The organism is Nostoc sp., from assembly GCF_036916655.1.
Classification (GTDB): domain Bacteria; phylum Cyanobacteriota; class Cyanobacteriia; order Cyanobacteriales; family Nostocaceae; genus Nostoc.
Genome location: NZ_JBALFY010000003.1, coordinates 1 through 9,608 on the forward strand (window position 1 = coordinate 1; position 9,608 = coordinate 9,608).

General features: G+C 39.6%; 6 protein-coding genes. All 6 read right to left on the reverse strand.

Annotated features, from left to right (window positions below):
• Nucleotides 1–151 precede the first annotated feature (151 nt).
• Complete coding sequence (locus V7L31_RS00160; RefSeq protein ID WP_334694434.1) at nucleotides 152–1,321, reverse strand: aldo/keto reductase; 1,170 nt, start codon at nucleotides 1,319–1,321, stop codon at nucleotides 152–154.
• Nucleotides 1,322–1,350: 29 nt separating this feature from the next.
• Nucleotides 1,351–2,367, reverse strand: coding sequence for a fatty acid desaturase family protein (locus tag V7L31_RS00165; protein WP_334694373.1), 1,017 nt, complete (start codon nucleotides 2,365–2,367; stop codon nucleotides 1,351–1,353).
• 52 nt (nucleotides 2,368–2,419) lie between these two features.
• On the reverse strand, nucleotides 2,420–7,390 hold the full coding sequence (locus V7L31_RS00170; RefSeq protein WP_334694374.1) for an amino acid adenylation domain-containing protein: 4,971 nt from the start codon (nucleotides 7,388–7,390) through the stop codon (nucleotides 2,420–2,422).
• Between the two features lie 66 nt (nucleotides 7,391–7,456).
• Nucleotides 7,457–8,251 (reverse strand): SDR family oxidoreductase, encoded by a 795-nt coding sequence (locus V7L31_RS00175; RefSeq protein WP_334694375.1) that lies wholly within the window; start codon nucleotides 8,249–8,251, stop codon nucleotides 7,457–7,459.
• 13 nt (nucleotides 8,252–8,264) lie between these two features.
• Entirely contained in the window at nucleotides 8,265–8,951 is a 687-nt protein-coding gene (locus V7L31_RS00180; protein ID WP_334694376.1) for a cupin domain-containing protein, read from the reverse strand.
• A 9-nt stretch (nucleotides 8,952–8,960) separates the two neighbouring features.
• Nucleotides 8,961–9,557: a LysR family transcriptional regulator gene (locus V7L31_RS00185; RefSeq protein WP_334694377.1), complete on the reverse strand. Its 597-nt coding sequence runs from the start codon at nucleotides 9,555–9,557 to the stop codon at nucleotides 8,961–8,963.
• Nucleotides 9,558–9,608: the final 51 nt, after the last annotated feature.

Genomic DNA, 9,608 nt, shown 5'->3' on the forward strand with positions numbered 1-9,608 from the left:
TACTTATTACTCATTACTCATTACTTATTACTCATTACTCATTACTCATTACTTATTACTCATTACTCATTACTTATTACTCATTACTCATTACTCATTACTTATTACTCATTACTCATTACTCATTACTCATTACTTATTACTCATTTATTTATCCTTTACTAGGTTGAGATAACAACCTATGGGCATCTTCTAATAAAGCTGGTATTTTGTCAGCATGGGGGCTTTGACGCAGACAATCACTTAGATCAAATTGTCTCACTCGTTCTGCTGTCAAACCAGGAAACCAAGGATCGGCAGTATTTAAGTGGTTGTAACGCCTTGTGGCATATTCCCACATATCAAAAGCGATCGCTAAATTTTGCAACCATAAAATCACTGGAATATTAATCTCACCAGGGGTTTGGGGATATCTGGGTAAACCAGTGTGCCAAGTAGAGTACCAGTCTTTTCCCAGTGAGGCGATCGCTTCTTTTTCCAACCGATTTAAAATTGGTAATAAAATCTCATCCGCTTTGTCTAAAAGTTCTATAACCTTCAAATGTTCGTCAAAATCTGATGGTTTAGATGCCCCCAAGCTGAGAGTATGTACTTGCGGATGACTCAAACAAAACAAATCGTTAAACACCATCGCGCTGAGAGGATGGCACAAATCTAATAACTTTTGTGGAGGCTTATAGAGCATACCACCTTTATCTGATGGGCTAATAATAAACACCCCCATGTCATGACGTGTGGCTACTTCAATAGCAGGCCAATTGAATTGATTAATGTAGTACCAATGGAGATTTACATAATCAAATTGATTGGTTTCAATGGTTTTGATAATTAAGTCCGTTGGCGCGTGGGTAGAAAAACCAATAAACTTTACCTTACCTTCAGCTTGCAATTGTCGCGCTACATCAAGACAGCCATTGGGACGAATGCTATCTTCAAATTGTTGGTCATAATTAATGCCATGTAGTGTTAATAAATCAACGTAATCTAGCTTTAATAAAGCCAAAGATTTTTCAAACAAACGGCGAAATTCTTCAGAGTCAGAGATAGGAGTAACCTTAGTCTGCACGATAATTTTTTCTCTTGGCAACTTAGGTAAAATCGCTCCTAATTGCATCTCAGAAGTTCCATACATTCGCGCAGTTTCGATGTGATTGATGCCAACTTCTAAAGCACGGCGAATAGTGGCTTCTAAATTCTGTTGATTTTCATCGGGAATTTTATCTTGAGTAAGTTCTTCAGATTCAGTATAGATGTAGCGCATTCCGCCGCAGGAAAAGACTGGCATTGGTAATTCTGTACGCCCAAATCTACGATATTCCATCATAAATGTGTTTTGATAAGAGCGATTCATTAATGACTTTTTGCCGAAATCAAACCCTGCATTATTTTTAGATGATACATCAAGTATGATTTTTCCAGATATTGCAGGTGAGGTTGAATTAACTCATGTATCTTGGAGTATTTAGAAGGTGGCATACTTGGATAAAGATGATGCTCTACATGGTAATTATTATTCCAGTAATAAAACCTAACGATGGGGTTAGAAATCATTGTTCGTGTATCATTCCATAGGTTGTGGTTTAAGTCAGACTCACAGCCATAGTGATCTGTAATACTGAAAATAAACCCGAATGGAGAAGCAAACGTTATTAATGGTATCCAGTAACCAAAGAATAAAATCCGAGGAAAAATTACGGTTAATCCTGCCATTAATACAACCCAACCCAATAGTAGCCAATTATTTTTTAAGACAAATTGACGTTGTTCTGGTGTTTTAAAATAGCTCAAATAAAAGTTAGTTGGTAAGGCTGATTCCTCTTCTGTATGGTTTTTCAAAGAGTCTAAATATAAATCTTTGGTAACAACCCACCAATTCTTCCAAGCTGCGAGAGGATAAAAATATGTCAAGGCCAGAAAATAGGTCTTAATATTAGGAAAGGTTTGCCATGCTGATGTATCTCCTACGATTTTACCTTTGAGTTTTGCTTCTCGATGATGTCCAATATGAATATATTTGTGAAATGAAAAGTTCATCAATAATACTAATGATAAGAAAGTCCCCATGAATCGGTTAGTATTTTTTGACTTATACAAACTATAGTGAGAGCAATAATGTATTGCCGCAAAAAAACAGACAAATAAAAATCCTTGAACAAACCAGACTAATAACCACACTGCCCAGTTATTCAACCAAAACCCAATAGCTGAGAGGATGAAATATGTACCAATTACAACGAATGTTTGAACAATCGGTCTAAATGTAGGAATCTCATGCAATATACGAAGTTCTTCGTTGGATATTTGAGTAACTTCACTAATACTAGGTTTGGCATTTTCAATTATTTGATTGTTTTTTGTAAGTTCCATGTTGTTCACCTCTATGTTGACAATAACAATTGAAAAACCAGATATTAACCTATTAACTGTTTAATTTGTCTTGGATGGCTGCTGCTAGCTGAAATACAGTAGGTTTTTCAAACAAGTAAATCAACGGTAGTTCGACTTGCAAAGCCGACTGTAGTTTACAGATAACTTCAAGAGTTTGAGCAGAATGCCCTCCCAGTTCAAAAAAGTTGTCTTGAGTGCTAATCTCCTCTAGCCCTAAAATTTCTTTCCAGATAGTTAACACAACTTCTTCGATAGAATTTTGAGGTTTAACAAAATCCTTCGATATTGGGATTACAAAAGTTTGAGTGGGCAAACTTGGTGGTTCAGATATTAAGATAAGTTCAGTTAAACGCTGGTTATAATTGGTTGTTATTTTTTCCAGCAAAGTCTGGAAATTATCAACCATTTTGGAAATAGTGGCAGGTTCAAATAAATCGGTTCTGTATACGAGCAAACCTTCAATACCTGTTGATGTTTCTTCGAGGGTTAACTCTAAATCAAACTCTGCGGTATCTTTTGTATCTCTAGCAATAAACTGCTCTTTCAAAACTAGATTAGCAAATTCTAAATTATCCCCTGGAGTGTTTTGAAAGACAAACATTACTTGATTTATTAATGTGTAACTGGGATCTCTGACTGGCTGGAGTTCTTCTATTAGCTTAATCAGGGGCATTTCTTGATGAGCATAAACACCCAAAGCTACCTCACGCACTCGGCCAAGTAGTTCCCGAAAGCTGGGGTTTCCTCCTAAGTTGGTACAAAATGGCAGTAAATTCACAAAGAAACCAATCAGTCCCTCAGTTTCTACTCTGGTGCGATTGGCAAGGGCGCTGCTAACAATGATCTCTTCCTGTGTTGTATAAGAGAAGAGTAATGTCTGGAATGCTGCCAACAAGGTCATAAACAAGGTTACGCCTTCCTGTTGACTCAGTACCTTCAGCGCATCGGTTAATTTCTGGGAGAGAATTATCGGTTGGCCTGCACTTTTAAAGGTTCGCACTGATGGACGGGGGCGATGCCTACGGCCAGCTTCGCTAACGCATGGTAGCTTCAATATTGGCGGAGTAGTGCCTAAATGCTTTTTCCAAAACTGAAGCTGAGATTCTAAAACTTGCCCTTGTAACCACTGCCTCTGCCATTGAGCAAAGTCGGTATATTTGATCGGTAACTCAGTCAGTGGCGACGGCTTACCCTCACAGAAGGCTTCGTAAACTTTTGCCAGTTCTTGGGTGAGGACACTAAAAGACCAACCATCAGCAACAATATGGTGGGTGACGGCAACGAATAGATACTCTTGTTCGTCCAAACGCCAAAGCTTGCTGCGTAATAAAGGGCCTCGTGCCAAATCGAAAGGATGCTTAATTTCCTGTTCAGCCTGTTGTGTGCCTTGAGCTTCGCGCTCAGTTTCGGGGAGGTGCTGGAGATCGATTACGGAAAAATCAAAGACAGGATCGTTAACAACAGCATAAACGACTTGCCCATTTTTAACCTGAAAGGTCGATCGCAATGTCTCGTGTCGCCGGACAATTTCTCTTAAACTATCTGATAATGCTTTCTCATTGAGCGCACCTGTGATGCGATAGACCAAAGGTAGATTATAGATGGAATTCCCTGGATAGAATTGGTCAAAAAACCACAACTCTAGCTGGGTTAAAGAAATTGGTATTGGTTCGTTTTGGGGGGGAAGTCGTTTTAAAGATAACTCCTGCCCGTCTGGTGCTTTAGCTGTGGCGATTTTTTGGGCTAAATGTGCGATCGCAGGAGATTCAAATAAACTCAATAGTGGTAATTCTATCCCAAATGCTTTGCGCGTTAAAGCAATAACTTGAGTTGCTAGTAAAGAATGTCCCCCCAAATCAAAGAAGTTATCGTAAATGCCAACTTGTTCTAACCCTAAAACATCTCTCCAAATCCCAGCTAAAATTTCTTCGGTGGGAGTACGCGGTGCAACAAAAGTTTGACCTAATTCCGGTCGGCTATTTGTGGGTTCTGGTAAGGCGCGACGGTTAACTTTACCATTGGGTGTAAGTGGGAAAGATGCCATTTCGACAAAAGCCGATGGAATCATATAATCTGGCAATTGCTCAGTTAAATAAGTCCGCAGTTGTTCGACTGTGATTGTCTCTCCCGGAATTGGCACAAAGTAAGCAACTAAATATTTTTCTCTGGCACTTTCTCCATAAACTTTCGCGACGGCTTGGTTAATCTGGGGATGTTTGCTCAAAACGGCTTCAACTTCTCCCAGTTCAACACGAAAGCCCCGAATTTTTACCAAATCATCTATCCGTCCCAAAAACTGGATATTCCCATCTGGTAGATATTGCGCTAAGTCGCCAGTTTTGTACAAACAACTTGATTTTAGATTTTGGATTTTGGATTTTGGATTATCAGAACTTTCAGCAGATTGGAAATTTTCACTTGTGTCCCTCAATCTAAAATCTAAAATCGGCAATCCAAAATCGGCAAACGGATTTGGTAGAAATTTCTGATTAGTCAAATCTGCACGGTTGAGGTAGCCACGAGCCAAACCATCACCACTCACGTAGAGTTCCCCAGGAACGCCAATTGGCACGGGTTGAAGATTGCTGTCTAACAGATAAACTTGCACATTGACAGCAGCTTTACCAATGGGTGGATAAATTGGCCATTCATCTGGCTTTTGGCTAAAAGTATAAGCTGTCACTAAGTCTGCTTCCGTAGGGCCATAGAAATTGTAGAGTGTACAATTTTCCAGACGCTTAAACAGCTTAATCATCGGCTGAGTAATTTGGAGTTGTTCGCCACAAGCGATCGCTTCTTGAATATTCTGAAATAGATGTGATTGCTCTCCGTATATTTCTGCTAATTGCTGCCAAAGGCTAACTGGCAGAAAAACTTTACCAATTGGGTTTAAGCTAAGTAATTGGATTAATTTATCTAAATCTTTGCGATCGCATTCAGAAATCATATACAGCGTACCTCCGAAAGCCCACGCCACGGATATTTCGTGATAACTGACATCAAAACTGAGGGAGGCAAACTGAAGCACACCAATACCTGTGGCCATTTTTGCCTGATGGTGTTCTACTAAATTGGTGAGCGATCGCTGGGTAACAAGAGTGCCTTTCGGAGTGCCGGTAGAGCCAGAGGTATATATGATATAGGCTAAATTATCACCTGCTACTTCAACTTGTAGATTATTCTCAGATTCTTTGGCGATTTCGTCCCCATCTTTATCTAACACAATTAGACGATGAGCCAAGTTGCCATTAAATAATGACTGCAAATGTGTTTGAGTTAAGATAACTGGTGTTTGAGAATCCTTGAGCATGAACGCTAAACGCTCTGGCGGATAGGTAGGATCGAGGGGAACGCAAACTCCCCCAGCCTTGAGAGTTCCTAAAATAGCGATCGCAGCTGCTAGCGATCGCTCTACACAAATCCCCACTGGAACATCTGGTTTCACACCGAAGCGTTGCAAGTAATGAGCAATTTTATTGGCTTGCTGGTTTAACTCTTCATAAGTCAATTGTTGGTTTTCATATACTACCGCCAAAGCTTGGGGTGTTTTTTTGACTTGTTCCTCAAATAATTGATGGATGCAACGATTGATGGGATGCGCTGGTGAGGTATCATTCCACTCGACTAAAAGCAAATCTTGTTCTGCTGGAGTTAGTAGCGGTAATTCCCCTGCGGTGCGATGAGGATTGATGGTAATTCCTTCCAACAGGGTGAGGAAGTGACCAGCCATGCGATCGATAATATCTGCATCAAAGCGTTGGCGATCGTAGTAAATTTTCACCGTCATTTCCTCGCCAGGAATTGCCAGCAGCGTGAGAGGATAATTGGTTTGTCCTCTGTCTTGTAGTTCCCCGATGCTCAAGTTTCCAGGGAGTTGCTGTAACGTTGCATTTACCGGATAGTTTTCAAATACAACAATGCTTTCAAACAACTGTTGAGTTCGAGGAATTTCACTCACACCCTGAATATCTACAAGTGGGGTGTATGAATACTGCTCCCGTTCTATATATTCTTGTTGCAACAACCCCAGCCAGGTTAACAAATCGGTTTTCTCAGGGATTTTTACCCGTGCAGGTAAAGTATTGATAAACAACCCCACCATCGACTCTACACCAGATAAAGTAGGGGGGCGACCAGATACAGTAGTGCCAAAAACTACGTCAGACTCGCCACTGTAGCGACTTAGTAACAGTCCCCAAGCGGCTTGTACCAAGGTGGCTAGTGTTAGATGATGTTGTTGGGCAAAAGATTTTAAAGTAGTTGTTGTTTCAGCTGATAGATGCTGCGATCGCACATCAATATTTTGCTGTTGGTGAGAACTCTGCCCAATTGCTCGTTCAACTATCAAAGGCGTAGGTGCAGTAAAACCCTCAAGATTTTGTTGCCAAAAAGCCTTCGCCCCAGCCAAATCTTGCTGTTGTAACCAATTAATATAATCCCGATAAGGACGAATAGGAGCTAAATATAACTGTTGCCCATTCTGAATTGATTCATATAAAGCAAATAATTCTTTGAAGATAATCGGCCAACTCCAGCCATCAACCAGCAAGTGATGAAAACTCCAAATAAACTGGTATGTTTCATCGGCTACCCGAATTAAAGCAAAGCGCATTAATGGAGCTTTATCAAGTTCAAAACCTTGTTTTCTATCTGCATCTAAAAAAGAATTGAGCCGGATTTCTTGCTCCTGCTGAGGAAACATCCGCCAGTCTAAATTAGACAAAGGCAAATTCACTTGTTTACGCACCACCTGAACTGATTGTTTACGATTCTTCCAAACAAAAAGAGTCCGCAGAGCCGAATGTCGCGCTACCAAACGTTGCCAAGCCCGTTCAAATATACCCGGATCTAAATTGCCATGAAGAGTTAATTTAAACTGCTCAAAATATATTGTCGATTCCGGCTCATAGAGAGTATGAAAGAGTATCCCCTCCTGTGTAGGCGAAAGAGGATAGATAGATTCAATATCTTTATTTTTAGTTTGGTTTTGTGCAACTACCATTGTTTTATATGATATTAATTATGGGATTTATCTCTTTTCTTTGCGGTTCGTTTAAAAAAGTAATTATTAAAAAGCAGACGTTGACAATCCGCCATCTACGGGAATAGTCACACCCGTAATATAGCTAGCACATTCTGACGCTAGAAAAGCAACCAAATTAGCAACCTCACTAGAATAACCGCGACGACCAAGAGGAATATTATTATTCGTTCCTGCGATGATTGAATCCACTGTCCGGCCTTCTTGTTGGGCGAATACTTCTAAATATTCTCTATGCCTTGGAGTATCAATCAGACCAGGATTAACAGCAGTAACTAAAACATTCCACTTAGCAACTTGCGTAGCAACAGTTTTAGTAAAGTTGATTAATGCAGCATTCGCAACTCCCGATCTTACAAGACGGCTAGAAGGTTCTTTTCCTGATGTTCCCACAATATTGATAACGCGCCCCCATTGCTGATTTTTCATCGTTGGCAGCACCAAATTAGTCATGCGAATATAGCCGAGTAACTTGCCATCAAAGACAGTTGCCCAATCTTCATCAGATAGATTTTCTACTGGTTCATTAGAAAATGTTGCCCCCTCAGAATTATTGACCAAAATATCAAGTTTTCCAAATTGACTGATAGCTTCTTGGACTAATTTTTGAGAATCACTTGCATTCTGCACATCAGCACAAATGGGAATAACTTTTGCTTGAGAGCCAACTAAACCTTGATAAGCTTGTTCTAATCGCTCAGAATTTCTCCCACAAATTACTAACTGACAACCTTCTGCTGCCAGCTTTTGGGCAACGCTATAACCAATACCAGCACTTGCTCCTGTCACTAAAGCTACTTTCTGTGTTAATCCTAAATCCATGATAAGTATGCCTTTAAGAAGTAGCGATCGCTGTCTTTGAAAAAATATTTTTGACTGAGAAATCAGAGCTAGGTTTAATCAGAATTTCAGTCAAAGATACTGTTTCATCAGAAAGATTATGTCCTCCATAAGGAACATCAGCCGGAGCATAATAAACACTACCATATTCTAGCTCTCGTTGCTGTTTTTCTATGGCGATCGCTAATTTACCACTCAGGATTATTCCCATTATTTCACTAGGATGTGAGCGAATTGGTATTACCCCTTTGGGAGGAATCTTAGTAATTAAAATCTCAAACCAAGAACCAACAACAGACTGGCGATCGAAACCTGTAACTTCGTCTTGAGTGGGTGTAACTTTTAAAATCTTCTCCTCAGCTTCCTCAGAATTTGTGATGCGTTTTACATCAAATGCTAATGCTGTTTCTGAGAAATAATTGATAGAACCATGAAGAACATTAGAACCAGCTACATAAACTTGCTTAAATGGCTTCAGAATTTCTTTAGTCCCGTTGAGGTTAAATTCCAAACGTCCCGCAATTTGCATTCCAATTTGACTTTCGGGATGTTTATGTAATTCAAAAGTAGCTCCTGGGGGAATAGAAACTAACTGCACAACTGTGTCTTCACACTGAAATACAATTAACTCTACATCGTAATTAATTTTGATGATTTTTGGCTGGGGAAAATATTTAGACATAACTTGCTATTAATTTAATTTTTTCTGAAAAATTGACCAACTCATCCGAATGTTTCCATAGGTGGAAACAAATTCTAAATCGTAAGCTTTTACAGCATTCTCATTAGTAATCGCAAAATCGGCTAAACCCTGCATTACCTGCATAGCTGAATCGCTGGTAGAAGGAGACAAATCTACTTGTATTTGTGTTTGATCTTGAGCATCTGGCAAGAGTTTTGTTAACAAAGGTAGAGGAGCCGGATGAGTAACAATTCTAGAACCTTTGAAAGCTACCTCTTTATTTTTTTTCTTAGCTAATCCATAGACTGGAGTAGGAAATATAAAAACGAAGCCTAGCTCAAAATTTGGCTCCATATAAAATTCATTAACTCGGTCGTAAGCATGAGGAACTAAAGCCATATCTACCTTGTCTTGCAGCAAAGCTTCTCTGACTTCTGTAAAAGTATCAAATAACTGAGTTGATACAGTTACTTGTTCTGAACTCAGACGGTTAGTTATATGTTTAGCAGCGTAGTCACTACTAGTAGCAGCCGGCCCCAAAGTGCCTATGACTAAATTTTTGGAAGGAGGGATACGAGGTTGAAATTCAATTTGAAATTCCAGCATAGTTTTTCCTAAGTAACATCGCGATCTTTTTTGGTACGGTTTTCTCAGCGT